Raw genomic sequence first — 20,845 nt, 5'->3', positions numbered from 1 at the left:
CAGCCGGACAGCCCGAAAGGTGGCTGGCACTGCGCTCTGCCCACCCTTCGATTCCAGAGAGGTCGTCAAGCCACTCGGCTGTGCCCCTCGTCGTGCGGTTCGTCACACCGCTCAAGTGTCACCAGGATAATCGATAAAACTTTATCGACAATCGAAACGGAAAATTAAGGTTACCGGCGCGCCGGCAAGGGTCGATCGCCCCCGGCGGCCGCGGCTTCCAGCAAAATATCGAAAACAACCCCATGCAAAGTAGCCCGCGACCACCGCTCCAGCCTGAGCGGCGGTCAATTGGAGCAACGCCGCATGCCAGTTTCTCTTACTGGCAGGGCGGGAGCACGGCTGGATTATTCCATTAGAGGTCATTGGACCCACACGAGAGCCGCCTGACGTGTCCAGGAAATATCTTCACTTATCGTGCTCGCAACTAAGCTCCAATGGCTTGCTCGTAGATATCTTCCTCCTGGGCATTATGGATACGCACAAGCGCTTCAATCCCCTCAATGACGCGCTGCGCGTCCCTAATCAGGTAATGGTCCGTATCCGGGGGAGTGAGGCCATCGGTGAGCCGACGCAGAAGTCGCGCCATGTGTATGATCTCGCGGTGCGCTCGGCTCATTGCCCCTAGCCCGTGGCGATTTCCCAAAAATTTAGCGACGCGCGGATACACGACACTTTCATCGTCGCGCTCATGTTCGGCGATCTGCCTCGAAACGATATCGTCAGCTTCGGAAATCAGCGTCACCGCTCCTGCTCCCTCAACGGCATCAAGCGCATCCGCAATTTCTCTCAGCCGGTCGAGCGTCGGCTCCATTCGCTCGTGGTCCTGGCGCAGCGCTGTAGCTGCAGCCGCCGGCATTTTTTTATGACCAAACTTGTGGCCGGAAGTCAGCGCGCGCAACGCATTGAGGATCACCGCAACATCGATGGCTTCCTGCGTCAAAGCACCTGCGATTGGCGGCAACAGGCCGACGGCGGCAAAGCACATTGCCAATCCAGAGAGTGCCATTCCGCAAACTATGCTCTGCAGCGCGATGCCGCGGGTACGCCGTGCGATGGCGACGGCATCGGAAACTCGATCGAGACGATCGACGAGAATTACAACATCGGCTGCTTCCGACGAAGCACTTGCACCGCGGGCCCCCATGGCGATGCCGACGTTAGCTGCCGCCAACGCAGGCGCATCATTGATACCGTCACCGACCATCACGGTGGGGCTTTGGCGCTGCTCGGTTGCGACGGCATCGACCTTGTCGGCCGGCTCCCGTTCAGCAAGAACCGCATCGAGATCAAGCGCGGCGCCGATCGTCTCCGCGGCGTCCGCTCGATCGCCCGTCACCATGACGATCCGCGCAACTCCGGCCGCTCGCAGCGATTGTACGGCGCGCGGCGTCTCGCGTCGAAGCTCGTCAGCGAGCAATACTGCGCCGATTGTGCGTCCATCTACGGCGACAAATACACTCAGCGCGGAGCGCCATGTCGCACGTCTCAGGGCCCGAGACGCCCAGGTCTCCGGCTTGCGAGCCCCATGGACCATTTGATACGAGCCCGCTCGAACAGTCTGTCCGTCAACCACACCTTCCAAACCAGAGCCCATGGTCTCTCGGACTTCGGATGGAATAGTGAGCTTGAGCCCCTTCCCCATGGCCGCTTCGACGATCGCCGCAGCGACTACATGATGTGAGCCTTGTTCCAAGGAACCTGCGATCCGCAGAACTTCGTCAGCGCTTTGGGCGGGAGCGACCTCAATTGCAACGAGCCGCGCCCCGCCGACCGTCAGCGTACCCGTCTTATCGAACATCACCGTATGAGTGCGAGCGAGCGCTTCGAGCGGCCCACTGCCTTTGATGAGAATTCCGCGCTTTGCGGCCTGTGCGACCCCCGAGATGAAGGCGACCGGCGCCGCCAGAATAAGCGGGCATGGCGTTGCTGCGACCAGCACGGCAAGTCCGCGGACAGGATCGTCAGAGAAGAACCAGGCGCCGCCAGCAATTGCCAGCGTGATCGGCAAGAGCAGCAGCGCAAAGCGGTCTGCCAGGCGTATGAATGGCGACTTTGCCGTCTGCGCCGCACTGACCATGCGGACAATGCCCGCATAGGTACTTTCGCTTGCCGGGGCGGATGCGCGGAGTTCAAATGTATCTCCAGCGTTGAGCGAGCCGCTTCGAGCGAGTTCACCAGCTTGACGGGAAACCGGAATCGACTCCCCGGTAAGTGCCGCCTCATCGATCGTGGCCAGCTGGCTGGTTATGAACCCATCGACAGGTATGACCTCGCCCGCGCGAACGAGAATGCAATCACCTACTACGACTTGCTCGATAGGCACGTCATCGATAATCGAGTCGATGCAACGATGGGCAATTCTTGGTGCTCTATCAATTAACGACCTAAGATCACGCTCAGCCCGTGCGACCGCAAAGTCCTCAAGCAGATTTCCGCCCGCGTACATGATGGCGACGACGATGCCGGCCAAATTCTGACCGAGCACGAGCGCGCCCGACATTGAGACGAAGGCGACCGAATCCACCCCAATACGACCCGCCAAGAAGTCGCGGATCATAGAAATCAATAGACCTAATACCACCGGAAAAGTGCCGGCGCCCCAACACCAATTTGCAACATCGCTCCGCCCCTTGGCCCAGGCCACAACTCCAAAAGCGAGCCCGCCAAGCGCTATCGCAATCAATGCTCGTCGAAACATCCTTTCAGTCAGTAGCCCCGACATCCAAGTGTCCCCCGGAGGATAGAGCGAGATCGCATGCAAATATTGGCGCCAAATCAAGTACGCTGATTTGACCGAAATCAATGGTAGTGATTAGCGGAAGTGCGAATTGAGACTGTATTGCAAGCGGCGCCGGATGATAGCAAGGGTGCAACGCTCCGACGGCACCGTTATGGAGCTATTGGTGTGCGAGACGACCGCGAGCGCAGGCAAGTTCCCGTAATCCGCGCAATCCTGGAACGGAGTCGCTGCGGCATTGATCTCCGTGACTGGATGCATGGCGCGACGAACGGCGCGATAACGACTTTTGTAATCGTAGCCGGAGTCGTTGGCGCCGATCTGCCGACGATGGTGGCGCCAGCATCGCGACGGCGGCACGCAGCTATGACAACACGAAACTTGCTCGGGACAATTACGATCGCTCACGTGCAAAGGTAGTCGGAGCGGAGGATGTTGCCGCGGCGGCGGGGTACCACATAAGCTCGACCTGCCCCCTTTCATCGTCCCTCCTTTGCTCGGCCCTGCAAGATCGCGACCGCACCTGCGAGCAACACAGCGGCCGATATCACGAGCGAGGCATGCGCGCCAGCCATGAACGTGTTGTTCCCTCCGACCAGCGAACCGAACAGGGCAACGCCAAGCACGCTGCCGGTCTGCCGCGTCGCGTTCAATACACCCGCGGCGATGCCGGATCGCGATTTCTCGACACTACCGAGCAACGTCGAAGTCAAAGCCGGCACGAGCAGGCCGAGCCCGCCGCCGAGGATGATGAGCTGAGCGCCGATCGCCCAGTAGCTGGTGCCTGAGGTCATAGGCAGCAGCGCAACGCAGCCCGCGGCGGTGATCATACAAGCCAGCGCGATGGCTTGCGGCGCGCCAAGGCGCTCGCTGATCGACGCGGCGATCAGGTTGGCGGGGAGCACCATGGCCATCATGGGCACGAAGGCGAGGCCCGTTGCGAACGGCGACCAGCCATTGACGTTCTGGAAGTAGAGACTGAGCACGAAGATCAGGCCGTAGAAGGCGATGTTGAAGAGGAGCCCGACCAGAGCAGTCAGCGCGAACATGCGATGGCGGAACAGCGACAGCGGCAGCATTGGTTGCAGCGCGCGCGCCTCGCGCCATACGAACAGGAGTCCGATTACGGCCGCCCCGGCGAAGCCCGTGATGACGAGCGGATGGCTCCAGCCGAGCACGCCGCCCTCTATCAGGGCGCCGGCCAGCCCACCGAGTGCTGTGATCGCCGCGATCTGTCCCGGCAGATCGATCTCGCGCTGCGCGAGCCGCGGCGTCTCCTCGGCGTAACGCCAGGCGAGCCAGAGGCCGGCGGCGCCAATCGGCAAGTTGACAAGAAAGATCGCGCGCCAGCCGACCAGCGCGATCAGCGCGATCAGCGCGCCGCCAACTAGCGGCCCCGCAGTCAGTGCGACGCTCGCACCTGCGGCCCAGAAGCCGACCGCGCGGCCGCGCGCCTTCGGATCGGTATAGGCGTGATTGAGGAGCGTCAGCGAGTTCGGCACCAGGATTGCCGCCGCCAGGCCCTGCACGGAGCGAGCAACGATCAGGAACATCGCCGACGGAGCCAATGCGCAGGCGAGCGAAGCCAACGTGAAGATTACGAAGCCCCCTATGAATATCCGTTTGGCGCCAACGCGATCACCGAGCGCACCAGCGGTCAAAATGAAGGCAGCGAATGCGATGGTATAGGCGGTCACCACCCATTGCAGCTCGGCCACGCTGCCGCCGAGCGAGGTGCTGATGCTGCTCAGCGCTGTATTAACGATGGTGATGTCCAGCTGCACGACGCCGAGGCCGAGGCTCGTGGCGGCAAGCGCCAGCGCCGCGGGGAGAGGCGAACGGGATGACGCGCTGTCAGAGCCGGCTTGTTCCGGCTGCCTTGTGCTGAGCGAAGTTGTTTGCATTGATCACACTCGGTTGTCCGTGAGATTTTGATGGCTCAGACCAGCCCGTTTTTCGATTGTCATTCGATGCCAATCGAATACTTGGAGCCGCGAGACGATCTTTCGTCCCGTCGCGGCGATGCCTTTCGCTGGGCTTAGTGGTGTCCAGACAACCTATGTCCCGTGATTGAATCGGTCTTGCAGAAACACTACGGTCTTGGCCGAAGTATTCGTGCTTGGCACTGCGTCCTCATCGGCGTAGGAGAAAGACATGGATACGGGACCCAAAATCGCCCAAGTCGCGGCACTCATCGGCGATCCGGCGCGCGCCAACATGCTCAGTGCGCTGATGGATGGCCGAACGTTGACCGCCTCGGAGCTCGCCTATGTGTCGGGCGTGGCGCCGCAGACTGCGAGTGGCCATCTTGCGAAACTCAGCGACGCCGGACTGCTTGCGCTCGCAAAGCGGGGCCGACGACGATATTTTCGCTTGGCCTCTCCGCACGTCGCGCGCGTGCTGGAAGGTCTCATGGTCGTGGCCCAGGAAGGGCCCGCCCGGCGCGATCTCTGGCGCGGCGGAGAGACGCTCCGACATGCGCGCACGTGCTATGACCACATGGCCGGCCGCATCGCCGTCGCGATCGCCGACCGGCTTGTCCAACAGTCGTTTATTCTGCTCGACGAGGATGGCGGACAACTGACCGATGCCGGTCGGTCATTCTTCGATGAGTTCGGCTTTGATCTTCGCCTCGCCTCCAAGCGCCGAGTGTTCTGTCGCCCCTGTCTCGACTGGAGCGAGCGCCGGCCGCACCTGGCCGGGGCGCTCGGCGCTGCTATCCTTCATCACGCTCTCGAGCACGATTGGGTTGAGCATGTCCGGGATAGCCGCGCGCTCGTCGTGACGCCTGCTGGCGTTAGAGGACTTGCCACAACGTTCGGCATCGAGGGCGCCCCCTCGATGGACGGCCGCGAACGGCAGGTTGCATCACTGTCCAGAGGCCGGGTAGCAGTTATCTCGGGTTGAGTCAGCGCTCCCGGACGGACGTAGCAGTGCGATCAGTCGCTTCGACCGTGGGTACTGTCCATACTTGACCTTAAAAATTGCGGGATTAGCCTTGCCGGCGCGCGCCCGGCCCGCCGCCGGCAGGCGTGACCGCGCCTGTCCATCGCGCGCGCATTGCGGTGAAGAGCACGGTCGATCGGCGAACTCATCTGCTCACAAGCAAATAAGGGCACCCGCAACGTCGATCGCGGACTTTCCTTCGTGTGAGCCGGAGATTTACCGTCGCGGTCTGTCTGGCCGATCTGGTTTCGATATCTTCATCATCAAAGAGCGAAACCAAAGCGAGCCCCGGTCGCGCTGCGCCGTGGCCGGATAGAAGAGGAATTGCTCATCAACTCCGGGATTGAACGGCGGCTTGACGATCATCAGATTCAGACGATGAACCAGCAGGCTTGCGAGCCTGCTCGGGACAAACGCGACAAGGTCGGTTTCGGCAGCAATGTGCAGCGCCTGGAGATAGCTCGGGGCGACGATAGCAGCGACCGAGCCGCACCGCCGCCCGCCCGACTGCACGCTCGGTCAGCAGTGCGTCCAACACCCGGAGCAAGTTCAGATTGAAGTGCTCGACATTCATACCGAGAATGTAATTCCAGCACATGCATTGGAATAATTCCTGTCTCGCTGCTATTCCTTTTTCGCTTGGAGGACGGCGCATGCGAATTGAACCAGTCACGGCCCCCTACGCACCAAACGTGCAAGCGCTATTCGACCGAATGCCTGCCTCGTGGTCGCCTCCATTCAAGCTCTTTACCGTCCTTGCCCGCGATGAGCGAATGCTGTTGCGCTGGACGCGGGGAGCTGTGAGTTACCTTGAGCCCAGTCACCTAACTGTTCGGCAGCGCGAAGTATTGCTACTGCGCGTCACCGCGCGATGCCGATGTGCCTACGAGTGGGGCATGCGCGTTCATTACTTCGCCGGCCAAGCCGATCTGAGTGACGATCAGATCTACGCGACAGTCTATGGCGATCACACCGACGCAGACTGGTCAGCGACCGATATGGTGCTTATTCGTCTCGCTGACGAACTGCACGACACTGTCGACGTCAGCGACCAGCTCTGGACCGATCTGAAAGAGAGCTTTTCCGACGAGGCGATCATGCAGCTCTTGATGATGGCAGGCTACTATCGCACGGTCGCCTATGTCGCAAACGGGCTGAAGCTTCCGCTCGAACCAGTGGTCGGTCGGCCGTTCCCCGCACAGAGAAGCTAGCGATGCGAATCCAGCCCTTGATTCCCCCATATTCCGCCGAGGTTCAGGCAGAGGTCGACCTGCTGCCGCGATCATGGCAACCTCCGTTCCAGCATTACGGCCTTCTCGGCCGCGACCCGCGGCTTCTTCGCGCTTATCGCCTTGGATCAGTCGCATATCTCGATCCCGGCCACATCACTGTGCGCCAGCGCGAGGTGTTCCTTCTGCGTGTAACGGGGCGTTGTCAAAACGCCTTTGAGTGGACCCTGCGCGTTCACTATTTCGCCGACGATGCCGGGTTAACCGAGGAGCAACTCCACGCGTCGGTTCACGGCAGTGCGGACGATAGCTGTTGGCAATCCGATGACTGCAGCCTCATCCGCCTCGCCGACGAACTCCATGATACGGCGACGATCAGCGATGCACTCTGGGAAGACATGCAAGCCGTTTTCTCCGATGAAGCAATCTTGCAGTTGCTCTTGCTCGCCGGTCACTATCGAACCAATGCTTACGTCTCGAAGGGATTGCGGGTTCCGGTCGAATCTCGGGTCAAGCGCCCATTTCCGGTGGAACAAGCGGACCTCTGAACTACGTGATCGAATTCGACATCTCCGTGAGCGCAAGGCCAACCGACGCGGCCTCCGAGAAGACGTTCGACGAGGTCCCGCCTCGGGTCCAAAAGCTGTCGAATTAGACAAGGCGGCCTTTGACCCGACCGCGGGCGGATTTCTGGCGGAGAGGGAGGGATTCGAACCCCCGATAGGCTTGCACCTATGCCGCATTTCGAGTGCGGTGCATTCAACCACTCTGCCACCTCTCCGATGGCCCGGGTGATTTGCGCCACCCGCGGTCGGGGCGTGTTCTAGGCGAGGATGGCGGGCCAGACAAGGCGCTGCAATAATATTTCCGTCACCGGGGCCTCGCCCCATCGAAGCACCGGGGTGATGCAAGAAAGTGCGCGGAAACAAAGCGCTAGCGGGACGGTTCGGGTTCGATCGGCACGCGGGCGAAGCAAAAGCAGCAGGAGCGGCCCATGGAGCATGTGACGATTCGAGCCAATGGCGCGGCGTTCCACGTCGCGCGCACCGGGAGCGGCAGGCCGGTGCTGCTGCTGCACGGCTGGCCTGAGTTCTGGCTGACCTGGAAGCCTGTGATGGCGCGCCTGGCCGACCGCTACACCCTGATCGCGCCCGACCTGCGCGGCTTCGGCGACAGCGACAAGCCGCAAGGCTCATTTGGCCCCGATCAGCATACCGACGACATGCTGGCGCTGCTGGATGCGCTCGGGATCGAGAAGGCCGGCGTGGTCGGCCACGACGTCGGCGGCGCCGTTATGCAGCCGCTCGCCCGCAGGGCACCTGAGCGCATTGCCGGGCTGTTTTTCTTCGATTTCGTCTATCCCGGCATCGGGGCGCGGATGGCCGCGCCCGACCGGCTGAACCACATCTGGTACCAGTCGTTCCACCAGATGGAGATGGCGCCCGCGCTGGTCGGCGCCAGCCACGAGACCTGCCGCACCTACATCGGCCATTTCCTGCACGACTGGACGCATCGCAAGGCCGCGTTCGACGACGTCGATCGAGGACTTCGCCGACAACTTCTTCAAGCCCGGCAACCTCGTCGGCGGCTTCGCGCATTATCGCGCCTCGCATGCGGGGCGCGTGAAGATGATGCAGGGCGAAGCGCCGGCGCTGCCGCCGATCACGGTGCCGACCTGCATCCGCTGGGCCGAGCACGACCCGCTGTTTCCCTATGCCTGGACCGACCGGCTGGGCGAGACCTTCTCCAATCTGGACCTGAAGATGTTTCCCGATGTCGGGCACTTCCCGCATCGCGAGGATCCCGACCGCGCCGCCGCCGAGATCGCCGGCTTCTTCGCGCGGATCAATTGGAAGTAGAAAGTGGTGGGACCGCCAGGACGCGACAAAAACTGGCGGTCCCGTGCCGCTTCTCAATATTGCTGGCCGGGAAGTGCGGCTTCGCCGGTCGGCCGGAGCGGCACGGTCCACGGTAGCGGCCGGCGCTGGATCAGCAACGCGAACCCGATCTTAACCTAACCGATCAACCTTACCGGGCGATCGGCCAGCCCAAGAGCGGCTCAGGCGTCGGCCTTCCTGGCTTTCTTGGCCTTTTTCTCGCCGTTTTCGTCCTCGGCGTCCTTGTCCTTTTTCTCGGCCTTCTTGTCGCCCTTGCCGTTGTCTTTCTTGCGATTGGTGTAGCGGGCATTGCCGAGCCCGGTTCCGATCGTCAGCACGCCCCAGCGCGCGACATCCTGCATGAACGGCACCTCGGCCAGTCCCTGCGCCACGCCGTCATTGTGCATCACGATCGCAGTGTCATGATCGCCGATCTGCGGGATCGCCTCGACCAGGCTCGCCGGCAGGTTGAACTTGCTGCTCTCCCAATTGCCCGGCAAATTCTGTGCGCCCTTCTCGATCGAGCCGTCCTCGTTGATGACGCCGGGACAGGCGATGCCGATGAATGGCGCGAGCTTGAGGTTCTCCTTCTCGGCGGCGGCAATCAGATCCTTCAGCATCTTCACCAGCCGCTTCACCGCGCCTTCACGCGTCGGCTCGTCATTGGCGTGGCGCCACAGCTCGGATTTCCAGACCGCCGCCTTGGAGAGATCGGGCGCCTTCTTCCAGCGCGTCTCGACGATGCCGCAGCGGATATTGGTGCCGCCGATATCGACGGCGAGCACGCCGTCATGGGCCTCGAAAATCCACGACGGCGCCAGATGCAGCGTGCCGATCAGACCGGCATCATCGGGATGAAAGCGGATCGGCAGCATGTCGACCTTGAAATCCTCCGACTTCAGGATGATGTCGGCGCGCGCGATGGCGAGCTCGCCGAGCCTGGAGTCGCGAAAGCCGCCACCGACCACGATGCGCTCGGTCTTGGCCCAGGCCTTGGTGCCGAGGAAGCGCCGCGTCACATAGGCGAGCTCCTGCGCAAACTCCTCGATCGCGCTGTGCACGACCGCGGAGGCCTCGGTGTCCTCGCCGACCAGCAACTCGTCGAGCTTCTTCTTGCTGATCTGGTCCGAGGGCTCGTCGCCGAACGGATCCTCCTCCGATTTGCGCAGCGGCTTGCGCCAGCGGTCGAGGATCTTGCGGAAAGCGCCCTTGGAGGCGCGATCGCCGAGAAAACCCTCGTCGTCCTTCAGCTCGATGTTGAAGCTGTCGATCTCGACGGATGGCAGCCGCGCAGCGCCGTGGTGCGCGATTCCCGTGGTTAGTCCCGTGTCTTCGGCCATTCGCCCTGCCCGCTTGAGATTCCCTGCACTAACGACGGGGAACTCAAATGGTTGCGTCCCGCGCTCGGGCGCTCGGCCTGCGCGGAACACAATGATCACAGGGGGCGTCAGGCCGCCTTCACCCCGTAGCGCGCCGCAGGCGTGCTGCGCGACAGGTTCGGCATCAGCTTCTGGCGAGCCGCCTCATAGGCCTGCCAATCCGCGGCATCCGGCAGCGACGGCACGGTGAAGACCTCGCCCTGGTCGAGGCCGGCCAGCGCAGCGTTCACCATGTCCTCGGCCTTCATCACGATCTCGCCGGGCAGATGCTCGACCGGCGTGCCGGCGATGTCCCAGAACTCGGTGGCGGTGGCCCCCGGCAGCACGGCCTGGACGCGAATGTTCTTGTCCTTCAGCTCGTGCTGCAGCGAGTGGGTCAGCGCCAACACGAAGGCCTTGCTGCCTCCGTAGACACCGTTGAGCAGTTCCGGCTGGACGCCGACGACCGAGGCGATGTTGATGATGGTGCCGCCGCCGCGCGCGACGAATCCCGGCACCGCCGCATAGGTCAGGCGCATCAACGCGTCGACATTGAGCGCGATCATGTCGCTCATCTTGTCGACATCGGATGCGAGTAGCGGTGCAGTGGCGCCGACGCCGGCGTTGTTCACGAGCACGCTGATGCCTTCGTTGCTGCGCAGAATGGATTCGATCCGTGCGACATCGCCGCGCTTGGCGAGGTCGGCGGCGACGATCTCGATCGATCGGCCTGTCTCCGTCGCGAGACGCTTGGCGAGCCCATCGAGGCGCTCGCGGTTGCGCGCAACGAGGATCAGATCGTAGCCACGCCGTGCGAGCCGGTCCGCATAGATGGCACCGATTCCGGACGACGCACCGGTAACGAGCGCCGTTCCTTTGGCTGACTTGGTCATGTTGGTCTCCTGTTTGACCTTGGACGGCCGAATTTGGCCGCTGGTCAGGTTCTACAATCCCCCTTGTATGTCTCAAATGTCATATATACACCTTTTTAGGACATAGACTCGGTGGGAGAGCTCCATGCAGGAGATCGGCTTCGTCATCTTCCCGGACTTCCAGGTGATGGGCTTCACCGCCATCACCGCCTTCGAGGTCGCCAACCTGATCGCAGGCGCGCCCTTCTATGAGGTCACGCTGCTGTCGGAGAACGGGGGCCCGGTGCGATCCTCCGCCGGCTTCAATGTCGAAACCGAAGCCTTTGGCGAGCGCAGCTTCGACACGCTGTTCATCGGCGCCGGTCACGAGCTTCATCCGGCATCCCCGAAATTGATCGATTATATGCGACGCGCCATGACGACATCACAGCGCATCGCCGCGCCCTGCATCGGCGCCTTTTCACTGGCTGAAGCCGGCCTGCTCGACGGCCGGCGCGTCTCTACGCACTGGCAATTCGCCCCCGAATTGCAGGCACGATTTCCCGGGCTCAAGGTCGAGCAGGACCGCATCTACATCGTCGACGGGCCGATCTGGACCTCGGCCGGCATGACCGCGACGATCGATCTGGCGCTGGCGATGATCGAGCATGATTTGGGCGTCGAGGTCGCCCGTTCGGTGGCGCGCAAGCTCGTGGTCTATCATCGCCGCACTGGCGGACAGTCGCAGTTTTCAGCTCTCCTGGAACTCGACCCGAAATCCGACCGCATCCAGAACGCCCTCAACTACGCCAAGGCGCATCTGCGCAACGAGCTCTCGGTCGAGGAATTGGCTGAGGTGGCACGGCTCAGTCCGCGCCAGTTCAGCCGCGCCTTCCGCGCCGAGACCGGCCAGTCGCCGGCCAAGGCAATCGAGCAGCTCCGGGTCGAGGCCGCCAGAGAATTGATCGGCGACGGCCGCCATTCGATGGACGAGATTGCCGGTGAGACCGGCTTTGCCGATCGGGAACGGATGCGGCGGGCGTTCTTGCGGGTGCTGGGCCAGCCGCCCCAGACCATCCGCCGGCACGCGCGGGCTGCGGCAAAGACCGCGGCCTGAGGGGCAATCCAGGCCAAAATCACGCCAAACCCTTCATTTTTGGCCGGTTTTTGCCCTGCTTTACCTTGACTCCGTGTCGTCAGCAGCTATAAGTCCGCCCATCCGGCGCGGAGTTTTCTCGCGCCGATTGTTTTTGTGCGATCCAGCTTGGGAATTCATTCCCTTCGCGCGAAACACATAACCCATAGCGACTGAACAAAAAGCCGACCCGGGCTAACCGTCCGAGGCCGGAACCGAACACGAAGGAATCAAACGATGTTCGCAGTCATCAAAACCGGCGGCCGGCAGTACCGTGTCGTTCCGAATGATGTACTCGAGATTGGCAAGATCGCCGGCGATGTCGGCACGATCGTGCAGCTAGGCGAAGTTCTGGTGCTCGGCGGTGACACGCCGGTGCTGGGAACGCCCACCGTGGCAGGCGCCACCGTTGCGGCCGAAGTGCTGCAGCACAAGCGCGGCGCCAAGGTGATCGCGTTCAAGAAGCGTCGCCGCAAGAATTCACGCCGCAAGCGCGGTTATCGCGACGAGCTCACGGTGCTTCGCATCACCGAGATCCTCGCCGATAACGCCAAGCCGACTGTCGGCCCGCGGCCGAAGAAGGAAAAGGTCGCAGCGCCCGCCGATGATGGCGAGGACGCAGCACCGAAGGCGGCCAAGAAGAAGGCGCCCGCAAAGGCGCCGGCCGCGAAGAAGGCTCCGGCCAAGAAGGCCGCGGCCAAGAGCTAAGAAGAAGTGATCGTCGCGCATTCAGATTTGAAGCGTGACAAAACGTGAAATGATTCCGTCAAGGAATTGATCTAGAGATCAAAGCGAAGTCGGAGACGAGCTATGGCTCATAAAAAAGCAGGCGGTTCATCGCGCAACGGACGTGATTCCAAGGGCAAGCGCCTTGGCATCAAGGCGTTCGGTGGCGAGCGCGTGATCCCCGGAAACATTATCGCGCGTCAGCGCGGCACCACCTGGCATCCTGGCCTTAATGTCGGCATGGGCACCGATCATACTCTCTTCGCCAAGGTCGAGGGTCATGTCGAGTTCCGTGCCAAAGCCAATGGCCGCACATTCATCTCGGTTATTCCGATGGCAGAGGCGGCCGAGTAGACGGTGGACACACATGAGTCCGCCGGGTCCTGTTGAACCGGCGGAGCAGCACAAGGGCTCCAAGGGGAGGCGGGATGACCGGCCTCCCCTTTTTGTTGCGCGCGTTCGACTTCGACCGCGCGCAACGTTCCAAGCGTTGCGTACCGATTGTCGCATCACAGGAGCTCGACATGTTGCAGGACATCCCGACGCCGACCTTGCGCGAGGCAAGAGCTTGCGTCCTCGAGACCGAACGGCTGACATTGCGCAAGCCGACGCTCGCGGACGTAAAAGCCATTGCACGCCTCGCCAATGACCGCCGCATCGCGGAGAACACCCGCCGCCTGCCGCATCCCTATACCCAGGACGACGCCATCGACTTCGTGCGCGCGCTCGGCGCCGGCGGACGCGAAACCGTCTTCCTGATCGAGAACAATCACACGCCGATCGGCATGGTCGGCATCGACTGGCGCGAGGAAGCCGCGGCCGAACTCGGCTACTGGCTCGGCGTCGACCATTGGGGCCAGGGTTTCGGCACCGAGGCCGCGCGCGCGGTGATCGACTACTTCTTCGAGGAATTCGATCTCGACCAGCTGATCGCGGGCGCCCGCGTCGTCAACCCGTCGTCGCGCAACATCCTTGAGAAGTGCGGCTTTCAGTGGAGCGGCGTCGAGCTGCACCGCTTCGAGGCGCTGGGCTCATCGAGCCCGGTCGACGCCTTCCGGCTGTCGCGCGGCGTCTGGGCCTCGCTGAAGAGCTGGAACAACTCGACCCGGCGGGAGAGCTGAGTCCTCACCCTCCCTGATTTTCACCCTCCCCTGGAGGGGGAGGGTCGTTGCGCGTGGAGCGCAGCGGAAGGCGCAACGGGGTGGGGTGATCTCTCCCATCTAGCGCTGTCGGATGAGGAGAGACCTTCACCCCACCCCGCCGCTCATTGCATTCGCGTCGACCCTCCCCCTCCAGGGGAGGGTAAGAATCACGCCGGCGGATTGATCGAGGAATCCGGGCGCCCGAGCTGCTGTTCGCGCACGAAGATGTAGAGGCCGGCCGCGATGATGATGGCGGCGCCGATGATCGTGGCCCAGGACGGCACGTCGCCGAACACCACGAAGCCGAAGATCACCGCCCAGACGATCATCGAATACTGGTACGGCACCACCACGCTCGCCGGCGCAAGTTTCAGCGACCGATTCACGCACAGCAGCGCCGCGACCGAGATGATGCCGGCGGTGAAGAACAGCACGAGGCTGCCGGGGGTCGGCGTCACCCAGCCGAACGGCGAGAGCACGAGGCCCAGGACGAACGTGCCGCCGAATTGCGATGTCGCCAGCACGATATCGGGCGTCGCGCGCAGCGAGCGGGTGATCAGCATCAGCACCGCAAACGACAGGCTGCCGCCGAGCGCGATCATCGCCGGCCAGCTGATGGTCTGCGCCGATGGCCGCAGCGCAATCAGCACCCCGCAGAAGCCGACCAGGATGGCGGTCCAGCGCCGCCAGCCGATATGCTCGCCGAGCACGAGACCCGACATCGCGGTGACGAAGATCGGTCCGGCCAAATAGTAGGTGATGACGTCGGCGAGCGGCAGATAGACGGTCGCCAGGAAGAACGCCGCGACCTCCAGCGTCGACAGCGTGACGCGCAGCAATTGCAGCCACGGACGCTCCAGATGCAGGAAATCCGCGCGCCGCTGCCATACGATCGGCAGCAGCACGAGCAGCGCCGCGCAGGCGCGCAGCCATAGCAATTGCCCGACCGAATAGGTGGCGACGATGAATTTGCCCATCGCATCGCCGAACGAGAACATGAAGATCGACAGCAGCATCAGTCCGATGCCGGCGAGCCGCGCCGATCGATCGTCGTAGGAGGACAGTTTTGCGAACAGGCTCATTGTTCTCTTGTTGTCGCCGCCTCTGAGTCGGGCCGGTCCTGTCGCCGGTTTTACCGACGTCGTTGCGCAGGACAACCCCGGCGGCTGCAGATCGAACCAATTGTCGCAGTGCGGCGCCTGCGCTACCGGTAGGGCAGCCATTCAAGAAGCAGAGCAGGAAACGCCGCATGAGCGAATTCGACCCCACCCAGCATCGCATGGTCCCCGAGCAGCGGTGGTTCGAGGATTTCGTGCTCGGCGAGCGCTTCGTGATTCCGAGCCGGACCCAGACCTCGGCCGTTTTCGCGGCGTTCCAGACCGCGAGCGGCGACACCCATCCGATCCATTACGACGTCGAATATTGCCGCACGCGGGGCATGCCGGACCTGCTCGCGCACGGCTTCCAGACCCTGGTGCACACCGCGCCGGGCGCCGGACTGTTTCCCTATGTCGTGGAGGAGTCGCTGGTCGGCTTCCTGGAACAGTCGAGCAAGTTTCTGAAACCGGTCTATGCCGGCGATACCATCTACCCCGCGCTGGAGGTGGTCGAGCTCGCGCCCGGCCGGACCACGGGCGTCGTGACGCTGCGCTCGACCGTGCACAACCAGCGCCGCGAGCTGGTGCTGGACGGCATGCAGAAATTCCTGGTGCGGCGACGGCCCAGCTAGCGGAAGGGTCGTAAAAAGGCCCGAAAATTAAGGCTTTTCGCCGAAGTCGGCGCGCTTGCGGGTTGCCGCAGGGACCGGCCTGCCCTAACTAGTACGGATCATGAAATTCCTCGATGAAGCCAAGGTCTATATTCGCTCCGGCGACGGCGGCAACGGCTGCGTCGCGTTCCGGCGCGAGAAGTTCATCGAGTTCGGCGGCCCCTCCGGCGGCAATGGCGGCCGCGGCGGCGACGTCATCATCGAGGCCGTCGACGGCCTGAACACGCTGATCGACTACCGCTACCAGCAGCACTTCAAGGCGCCAAAAGGCACCAACGGCATGGGCAAGGACCGCCATGGCGCCAACGGCAAGTCGATCGTGCTGAAAGTGCCTGTCGGCACCCAGGTCTTCGACGAGGATCGCGAGACGCTACTGCATGATTTCACCGAGCTCGGCGAGAAATTCGTGCTGGCTGAGGGCGGCAATGGCGGCTTCGGCAACGCGCATTTCAAGTCTTCCACCAACCGCACGCCGCGCAACGCCAATCCCGGCGCGCCGGGCGAGGAGCGCTGGATCTGGCTGCGGCTCAAGCTGATCGCCGATGCCGGCCTGGTCGGCCTGCCCAACGCCGGCAAATCGACCTTCCTCTCGGTGGTCAGCGCGGCGCGGCCGAAGATCGCCGACTATCCCTTCACCACGCTGCATCCGCAGCTCGGCGTCGTGAATTACGGTGGCCGCGAATTCGTGCTCGCCGACATCCCCGGCCTGATCGAGGGCGCGCATGAAGGTGCCGGCCTCGGCGACCGTTTCCTCGGTCATGTCGAGCGCTGCCGCGTGCTGCTGCATCTGGTCGATGCGACCAGCGAACACGCCGGCAAGGCCTACAAGACGGTGCGCACCGAGCTCGAAGCCTATGAAGGCCAGCTTGCCGACAAGATCGAGATCGTCGCGCTCAACAAGATCGACGCGGTGGAGCCGGACCAGTTGAAGAAGCAGAAGGATCGCCTCAAGCGGGCGGCGAAGAAGACGCCGCTGTTGCTCTCCGGCGTGACCGGCGAGGGCGTGCAGGACGCGCTGCGCGCGCTGGTCGAGGTGATCGGCGAGGCGCCGGTGTCCAACAAGGCCAAGGGCCAGACGGAGCCGTGGGCTGTGCCGGTGCCGCAGGGTTGAGCGGCACATCGATCTCCCAAGCCACCTTACTTCTAGGCCACCTCGTGGCGCCTCTTGCTTCCAGCTTCCTGCCAGACCAAACCCATGAAACGCCCCTCGCTCAAGAACTTTCGCCGCATCGTCGTCAAGGTCGGCTCGTCGCTGCTGATCGACTCGCAGGCCGGCGAGGTCCGCGCATCCTGGCTCGCCGCGCTGGTCGACGATATCGCGAAGCTGCACAAGCGAGGCTGCGAGATCATGGTGGTGTCGTCGGGCTCGATCGCGCTCGGCCGCAGCCGCCTGAAGCTGCCGCGCGGCCCGCTGAAGCTCGAGGAGAGCCAGGCCGCCGCGGCAGTCGGCCAGATCGCGCTGGCGCGGATCTGGTCGGAGGTGCTCGGCCATCACGGCATCGGCGCCGGACAGATCCTCGTGACGTTGCAGGATACCGAGGAGCGCCGCCGCTATCTCAATGCGCGCTCGACCATCGCCAAGCTGCTGGAATGGCGCGCGGTGCCCGTCATCAACGAGAACGACACGGTCGCCACCACCGAAATCCGCTACGGCGACAATGATCGCCTCGCCGCCCGCGTCGCCACCATGGCGAGCGCGGACCTGTTGATCCTGCTGTCCGATATCGACGGCCTCTACACCGCGCCGCCCGCGGTCGATCCCGATGCGAAGCTGATCCCGGTGGTCGAAAGCATCACCTCGGAGATCGAGGGGATGGCGGGCTCGGCCGGCTCCGAACTGTCGCGCGGCGGCATGACCACCAAGATCGAGGCGGCGAAGATCGCGACCACCGCCGGCACCCATATGCTGATCGCCTCCGGCAAGATCGAGCATCCCTTGCAGGCGATCGCCGACGGCGGCCGCTGCACCTGGTTCCTGACCCCGGCCAATCCCGTCACCGCGCGAAAGCGCTGGATCGCGGGCTCGCTCGAGCCGAAGGGCACGCTGACGATCGATGCCGGCGCGGTGGCGGCGCTGCGCGCCGGCAAGAGCCTGCTGCCGGCCGGCGTCGTCAGGGTCGACGGCCAGTTCGCCCGCGGCGACGCCGTGGTGGTCCGTGGCCCCGACACCCATGAGATCGGCCGGGGCCTCGTCGCCTACGACGCCGAGAACGCCGAGAAGATCAAGGGCCGCTCCTCGCCGGACGTGATGGCCATCCTGGGCATCAGCGGCCGCTCCGAGATGATCCACCGCGACGACCTTGTGATCGGCCCGGCCGGCGCGATCCCGGCCAAATAGGCCCAAATAGCCGACTGGGCCGACGGCCCGGGGCGCGGCCGCCCACCTGCCATGCCGGTTCCGCGCCTCGCCACCCCTCAATAGCCATGCTAGAACATGGCCTTAATCCAAAGCCGGGACTTCCATGAGCGCGCCCCTGAAGGCGATCGACGGCAACGCCGATCTCGCCGCCCTGATGACCGACCTCGCCGCCAAGGCCCGCGCTGCCGCGCGCGTGCTGGCGCTGGCGCCGCCGGAGCAGAAGAACCGGGCGCTCGCCGCGATCGAAGCCGCGATCCGCGCCAACGCGCCGGCCATTCTCGCCGCCAATGCCGAGGATGTCGCCGAGGCGCGCGCTGCCGGCATGACCTCTGCCTTCGTCGACCGCCTGACACTGACGCAGGCGCGCGTCGACGGCATGGCCGATGGCGTGGCCACCGTGCGCGAGATCATCGATCCGGTCGGCGCCGTCACCGAAAGCTGGCAGCGCCCGAACGGCATGACCATCGAGCGCGTCCGCGTGCCGCTCGGCGTGATCGGCGTGATCTTCGAGAGCCGCCCCAACGTCGCCGCCGACGCCGGCGTGCTGTGCCTGAAGTCCGGCAACGCCGTGATCCTGCGCGGTGGCTCCGACAGCTTCCGATCCTGCCGCGCGATCCACGATTGTCTGGTGCAGGGCCTGCGTGAAGCCGGTCTGCCTGAGGCCGCGATCACCTTGGTGCCGACCCGTGACCGCGCGGCCGTCGGCCTGATGCTGACGGGATTGAACGGCGGCATCGACGTGATCGTGCCGCGCGGCGGCAAGAGCCTGGTCGCACGCGTCGAGGCGGAGGCACGTGTTCCGGTGTTCGCGCATCTGGAGGGCGTCAACCACATCTATGTCGATGCCAGCGCCAGACTCGATATGGCCAAGGAGGTCGTGCTGAACGCCAAGATGCGCCGTCCCGGTGTCTGCGGCGCCGTCGAGACCTTGCTGATCGATCGCAACGCTGCCGCGACGAAGCTGAAACCGCTGGTCGAGTTGTTGATCGATGCCGGTTGCGAGGTGCGCGGCGACGACATCGTGCAAGGCGCCGATGCCAGGGTGAAGCCCGCATCCGACGAGGACTGGAACACCGAATATGAGGACGCGATCATCTCGGCGAAGATCGTCGGCAGTCTCGATGAAGCGATTGCGCATATTCAAAATCACGGCTCGCATCACACCGATGCGATCGTGACGGAGGATGCCGCTGCCGCGCAGAGATTTCTCAACGAGGTTGATTCGGCGATCGTGCTGCACAACGCCTCGACCCAGTTCGCCGATGGCGGCGAGTTCGGCTTCGGCGCCGAGATCGGAATAGCCACCGGCAAATTCCACGCCCGTGGGCCGGTCGGCGCCGAGCAGCTGACGAGCTTCAAGTACCGCGTCCACGGCACCGGGCAGACCCGGCCGTGATCATTGTCGCACGCGCACGGTAGACCCTTGCAACAAGCTTCCACCGTGCCGTTATCCCCAGCCCAGGCGCTTCCGTTCTATACCAACGGCATGCGCATCGGGCTGCTCGGCGGCTCGTTCAATCCGCCGCACGCCGCGCATCGCGCCATCAGCCAGTTCGCGCTCAAGCGTTTGCAGCTCGACCGCGTATGGTGGCTGCTGACGCCGGGCAATCCGCTGAAGAACCATGACGGCCTGCATGCGCTCAACGAGCGCGCCGCGGCTGCGCGCCGCGTTGCCGACGATCCGCGCATCGACATCAGCTGTCTCGAAGCTGTCATCGGTGTCCGCTACACTGTCGACACGATCATCCACTTGCGCCGCCGTGTCTCCGGCGTGCACTTCGTCTGGATCATGGGCGCTGACAATCTCGCGCAATTCCATCGCTGGAAAGATTGGCGGCGCATCGCGTCCGATGTGCCGATTGCCGTGATCGACCGTCCGCCCCAGAGTTTTCGCGCCCTTGCCGCACCGGCGGCGCAGGCGCTCATGCGCTATCGCCTGCCCGAAAATCAGGCGACACGGCTGGCCGACCAGCAGGCGCCGGCCTGGGTGTTCCTGACAGGAATGAAATCCAATCTGTCTTCGACCGGACTGCGGAACCCGGACGGGAGCTGGAGAACGGCGTGAGGCGCAAAAGGGTTACTGGAATATTGAAACCATTAACCCCACATGCGTAATATGGCGCGTGGGGCCGAGGATTCGGTGCCCGCGATACAGTGAAAGGAATGGTCCCTGGCCACATCTGTATTGTCAAAGTCTGTTTTACCCAAGGTTCCCAAGACTTCAGGTCCCAAGACTGCGCGTAAAACATCGACGAAAACCGCGGCCTTGCAGGCGCAACCGGATGCCGACAAACCGGATGCCAACAAGACGCTGAGCCTGATCCTCTCTCGCCTCGACGACATGAAGGCGGAAGAGACGGTCACCATCGACCTTCGCGGCAAATCCGCATATTCCGACTACATGATCGTCACCACCGGCCGGGTTAACCGGCACGTTGGCGCGATCGCGGAAAATGTGACGAAGAGCCTCAAGGAAAACGGGGTCAAGAACATCCACGTCGAGGGCTTGCCCAATTGCGACTGGGTGCTGATCGATTCCGGCGAGGTGATCGTGCACGTGTTCAGGCCTGAGGTGCGTGAGTTCTACAACCTCGAGCGGTTGTGGACTCAGAACCCGGCGGTCGCGGCGGTCTAAGGCGTATCGAAGCCGATGCGAATCGGCTGCAGCGCATATAGTTTGCACGCGCGCTTCCAGCGCGCGAGCCGTGAATTTGACG

At 63.4% G+C, this 20,845-nt stretch carries 20 protein-coding genes, 1 tRNA gene and 1 pseudogene; 15 read left to right on the top strand and 7 right to left on the bottom strand.

The genetic code is table 11. The features are described from left to right. Nucleotides 1-424 precede the first annotated feature (424 nt). On the bottom strand, nucleotides 425-2,722 hold the full coding sequence (locus HU230_RS34750; protein WP_176534321.1) for a heavy metal translocating P-type ATPase: 2,298 nt from the start codon (nucleotides 2,720-2,722) through the stop codon (nucleotides 425-427). A gap of 494 nt (nucleotides 2,723-3,216) precedes the next feature. Continuing rightward, nucleotides 3,217-4,641 carry an MFS transporter gene (locus HU230_RS34745; RefSeq protein ID WP_176534322.1) on the bottom strand — a complete coding sequence of 475 codons (1,425 nt, stop codon included), beginning with the start codon at nucleotides 4,639-4,641 and terminating at the stop codon, nucleotides 3,217-3,219. Nucleotides 4,642-4,891: 250 nt separating this feature from the next. Here HU230_RS34745 and HU230_RS34740 point away from each other — a divergent pair, with 250 nt between their 5' ends. Next, entirely contained in the window at nucleotides 4,892-5,644 is a 753-nt protein-coding gene (locus HU230_RS34740) for an ArsR/SmtB family transcription factor (protein WP_176534323.1), read from the top strand. A gap of 255 nt (nucleotides 5,645-5,899) precedes the next feature. On the opposite strand, the gene HU230_RS34735 is transcribed toward HU230_RS34740, so the two are convergent. Then, the gene (locus HU230_RS34735; RefSeq protein ID WP_176534324.1) at nucleotides 5,900-6,196 is read right to left on the bottom strand and encodes a type 2 periplasmic-binding domain-containing protein; all 297 of its coding nucleotides are present in this window, start codon (nucleotides 6,194-6,196) and stop codon (nucleotides 5,900-5,902) included. A gap of 383 nt (nucleotides 6,197-6,579) precedes the next feature. Here HU230_RS34735 and HU230_RS34730 point away from each other — a divergent pair, with 383 nt between their 5' ends. Continuing rightward, nucleotides 6,580-6,894: a carboxymuconolactone decarboxylase family protein gene (locus tag HU230_RS34730; RefSeq protein ID WP_176534325.1), complete on the top strand. Its 315-nt coding sequence runs from the start codon at nucleotides 6,580-6,582 to the stop codon at nucleotides 6,892-6,894. Between the two features lie 2 nt (nucleotides 6,895-6,896). Next, entirely contained in the window at nucleotides 6,897-7,460 is a 564-nt protein-coding gene (locus HU230_RS34725; RefSeq protein ID WP_176534326.1) for a carboxymuconolactone decarboxylase family protein, read from the top strand. Between the two features lie 143 nt (nucleotides 7,461-7,603). Here the strand turns inward: HU230_RS34725 and HU230_RS34720 are convergent. Further along, nucleotides 7,604-7,693, bottom strand: a tRNA-Ser gene (locus HU230_RS34720). 213 nt (nucleotides 7,694-7,906) lie between these two features. Here HU230_RS34720 and HU230_RS44195 point away from each other — a divergent pair. Beyond that, a pseudogene (locus HU230_RS44195) lies at nucleotides 7,907-8,461 on the top strand (alpha/beta fold hydrolase); the annotation flags it as partial. A 73-nt stretch (nucleotides 8,462-8,534) separates the two neighbouring features. Then, a complete protein-coding gene (locus tag HU230_RS44190; RefSeq protein ID WP_224944340.1) occupies nucleotides 8,535-8,771 on the top strand; it encodes an alpha/beta fold hydrolase in 237 nt (78 codons plus the stop codon). A gap of 200 nt (nucleotides 8,772-8,971) precedes the next feature. On the opposite strand, the gene HU230_RS34710 is transcribed toward HU230_RS44190, so the two are convergent. Beyond that, nucleotides 8,972-10,129, bottom strand: a complete 1,158-nt coding sequence (locus tag HU230_RS34710) for an ROK family protein (RefSeq protein WP_176534327.1) — start codon at nucleotides 10,127-10,129, stop codon at nucleotides 8,972-8,974. A 107-nt stretch (nucleotides 10,130-10,236) separates the two neighbouring features. Then, nucleotides 10,237-11,040: an SDR family NAD(P)-dependent oxidoreductase gene (locus HU230_RS34705; protein ID WP_176534328.1), complete on the bottom strand. Its 804-nt coding sequence runs from the start codon at nucleotides 11,038-11,040 to the stop codon at nucleotides 10,237-10,239. Nucleotides 11,041-11,164: 124 nt separating this feature from the next. Between HU230_RS34705 and HU230_RS34700 the strand changes: the two genes are divergently transcribed. The 4 genes from HU230_RS34700 (at nucleotide 11,165) to HU230_RS34685 (ending at nucleotide 13,980) form a co-directional block, all read left to right on the top strand. After that, on the top strand, nucleotides 11,165-12,115 hold the full coding sequence (locus HU230_RS34700; RefSeq protein ID WP_176534329.1) for a GlxA family transcriptional regulator: 951 nt from the start codon (nucleotides 11,165-11,167) through the stop codon (nucleotides 12,113-12,115). A 255-nt stretch (nucleotides 12,116-12,370) separates the two neighbouring features. Further along, nucleotides 12,371-12,841, top strand: coding sequence for a 50S ribosomal protein L21 (gene rplU, locus HU230_RS34695; RefSeq protein ID WP_092121674.1), 471 nt, complete (start codon nucleotides 12,371-12,373; stop codon nucleotides 12,839-12,841). A 102-nt stretch (nucleotides 12,842-12,943) separates the two neighbouring features. Next, on the top strand, nucleotides 12,944-13,213 hold the full coding sequence (rpmA, locus tag HU230_RS34690) for a 50S ribosomal protein L27 (RefSeq protein ID WP_024583287.1): 270 nt from the start codon (nucleotides 12,944-12,946) through the stop codon (nucleotides 13,211-13,213). Between the two features lie 170 nt (nucleotides 13,214-13,383). Beyond that, on the top strand, nucleotides 13,384-13,980 hold the full coding sequence (locus tag HU230_RS34685; RefSeq protein ID WP_176535288.1) for a GNAT family N-acetyltransferase: 597 nt from the start codon (nucleotides 13,384-13,386) through the stop codon (nucleotides 13,978-13,980). 188 nt (nucleotides 13,981-14,168) lie between these two features. On the opposite strand, the gene HU230_RS34680 is transcribed toward HU230_RS34685, so the two are convergent. Next, nucleotides 14,169-15,083, bottom strand: coding sequence for a DMT family transporter (locus HU230_RS34680; RefSeq protein ID WP_176534330.1), 915 nt, complete (start codon nucleotides 15,081-15,083; stop codon nucleotides 14,169-14,171). A gap of 167 nt (nucleotides 15,084-15,250) precedes the next feature. Here HU230_RS34680 and HU230_RS34675 point away from each other — a divergent pair, with 167 nt between their 5' ends. The 6 genes from HU230_RS34675 to rsfS all read left to right on the top strand — a co-directional run bounded on the left by HU230_RS34675 (nucleotide 15,251) and on the right by rsfS (nucleotide 20,763). Beyond that, entirely contained in the window at nucleotides 15,251-15,730 is a 480-nt protein-coding gene (locus HU230_RS34675; protein WP_176534331.1) for a MaoC family dehydratase, read from the top strand. A 100-nt stretch (nucleotides 15,731-15,830) separates the two neighbouring features. Next, nucleotides 15,831-16,880, top strand: a complete 1,050-nt coding sequence (obgE, locus tag HU230_RS34670; protein ID WP_176534332.1) for a GTPase ObgE — start codon at nucleotides 15,831-15,833, stop codon at nucleotides 16,878-16,880. 84 nt (nucleotides 16,881-16,964) lie between these two features. Continuing rightward, complete coding sequence (proB, locus tag HU230_RS34665) at nucleotides 16,965-18,107, top strand: glutamate 5-kinase (protein ID WP_176534333.1); 1,143 nt, start codon at nucleotides 16,965-16,967, stop codon at nucleotides 18,105-18,107. A gap of 124 nt (nucleotides 18,108-18,231) precedes the next feature. After that, nucleotides 18,232-19,524: a glutamate-5-semialdehyde dehydrogenase gene (locus HU230_RS34660; protein ID WP_176534334.1), complete on the top strand. Its 1,293-nt coding sequence runs from the start codon at nucleotides 18,232-18,234 to the stop codon at nucleotides 19,522-19,524. A gap of 90 nt (nucleotides 19,525-19,614) precedes the next feature. After that, complete coding sequence (locus tag HU230_RS34655; protein ID WP_229165810.1) at nucleotides 19,615-20,193, top strand: nicotinate-nucleotide adenylyltransferase; 579 nt, start codon at nucleotides 19,615-19,617, stop codon at nucleotides 20,191-20,193. Nucleotides 20,194-20,394: 201 nt separating this feature from the next. Beyond that, nucleotides 20,395-20,763, top strand: a complete 369-nt coding sequence (gene rsfS, locus HU230_RS34650) for a ribosome silencing factor (protein ID WP_173640701.1) — start codon at nucleotides 20,395-20,397, stop codon at nucleotides 20,761-20,763. Nucleotides 20,764-20,845 lie beyond the last annotated feature (82 nt).

Origin of the sequence: Bradyrhizobium quebecense (assembly GCF_013373795.3) — a bacterium.
Taxonomy (GTDB): Bacteria; Pseudomonadota; Alphaproteobacteria; order Rhizobiales; family Xanthobacteraceae; genus Bradyrhizobium; species Bradyrhizobium quebecense.
The sequence above is the reverse complement of the archived record's forward strand: the minus strand, read 5'-3'. Positions and strand labels throughout refer to the sequence as shown.